The following is a 1,273-nucleotide window of genomic DNA, read 5'->3' as shown; positions in this document are numbered from 1 at the left end:
CGTCCGAACACCGCCCGGGTCCAGCGTTGCGCGACCGTCCGGGGCGATGAGCGGCCGGATTATTGGGACGTGATCTACACCTTCCGTGGTGCCGAGCACCACGTGCAGATGGAACGCCCGCCGGGCCGCACCGTGACTGTCAACCAGTACGGTGAGCCGCGCGCGAACGGTTAGGGCCTGTTCAGGCCTCAAATGACAACGGGGCGGCCCACGAGCCGCCCCGTTTCATGTCAGGTCGAAGAGCGGGTCAGACGCGCGTGACGCGCATCACCTGCACGCAACCAAGCGCAATCAGCAAGAAGACGAACAGGCTCCAGAACGCGTAGGGAATACCCATCAGCGTGACCGAGGCCTCGGCGCAAGAGGCCATGGGCGCAAAGACCTGGGGTGCGTGGTCGTACAGGCCCAAAGACTGCATGATGCGGTCGGCCAGCGTCAGGTTGCAGCTGTCGCTCTTGGCCGCGACGAAGTATTGCCACAGCGCGCTGGCCATGCCGCACACCGCGAGCATCAGCCCGCCCAGCGCGATCACGCGGCGAATGCCGCTCGACCGGAGCAGCAAGCCCAGCAGCGCGAAGGAGCCGATCACCAGGAAGATCAGCCGCTGAAACGTGCACCACGGGCAGGGCTGCATGTCGAACTGATATTGCGACACCAGCGCCAGGCCCACCGAGCCGAAGCACAGCAGCGCAATCAGCGCCAACACCGTGGCCGGGCGGCCGAGCAAGCCATCCATGGTCGACGTCCTTAAGACTTCAGTTCAGCAATCAGCTCGATCTCGACGCAAGCGCCGAGCGGGATCTGCGCCACGCCAAAGGCGCTGCGCGCGTGGGCGCCGACCTGCGGGCCGAACACCTCACCGATGAGTTCGGAGCAGCCGTTCGTCACCAGGTGCTGCTCGGTGAAGGTCGGGGCGGAGTTGACCAGGCTCATCACCTTGACGATGCGGGCCACGCGCTCCAGGTCGCCGCCGCAGGCCGCCTTCAGCGTGCCCATCAGCTCGATCGCGATCGCGCGGGCGGCGGCCTTGCCTTCATCGGTGCCCATCGTCAGGCCCAGCTGGCCGACGTGCGGCTTGCCGTCTTTCTTGGCAATGTGGCCGGAGATGAACACGAGGTTGCCCGTCTGGACAAAAGGAACATAGGCGGCGGCGGGGATGGCCACCGGCGGCAGCTCGATGCCGAGTTCTGCCAGGCGTGCGGCAACAGACATGGGTTTCTCCGGTAAGAAAATGATTCGGCGGGCATCCTACACTGGGGCATGCAGGGGGGCG

At 65.8% G+C, this 1,273-nt stretch carries 2 protein-coding genes; both read right to left on the bottom strand.

The window, feature by feature from the left end; all coding sequences use genetic code 11:
- Positions 1-247 precede the first annotated feature (247 nt).
- Positions 248-736, bottom strand: coding sequence for a disulfide bond formation protein B (locus AC1DYI_RS36065; protein ID WP_477208890.1), 489 nt, complete (start codon positions 734-736; stop codon positions 248-250).
- 11 nt (positions 737-747) lie between these two features.
- Positions 748-1,212 carry a RidA family protein gene (locus AC1DYI_RS36060; RefSeq protein WP_477208889.1) on the bottom strand — a complete coding sequence of 155 codons (465 nt, stop codon included), beginning with the start codon at positions 1,210-1,212 and terminating at the stop codon, positions 748-750.
- Positions 1,213-1,273 lie beyond the last annotated feature (61 nt).

It is taken from the genome of Ideonella sp. P3_A4, from assembly GCF_056403075.1.
The sequence above is the reverse complement of the archived record's forward strand: the minus strand, read 5'-3'. Positions and strand labels throughout refer to the sequence as shown.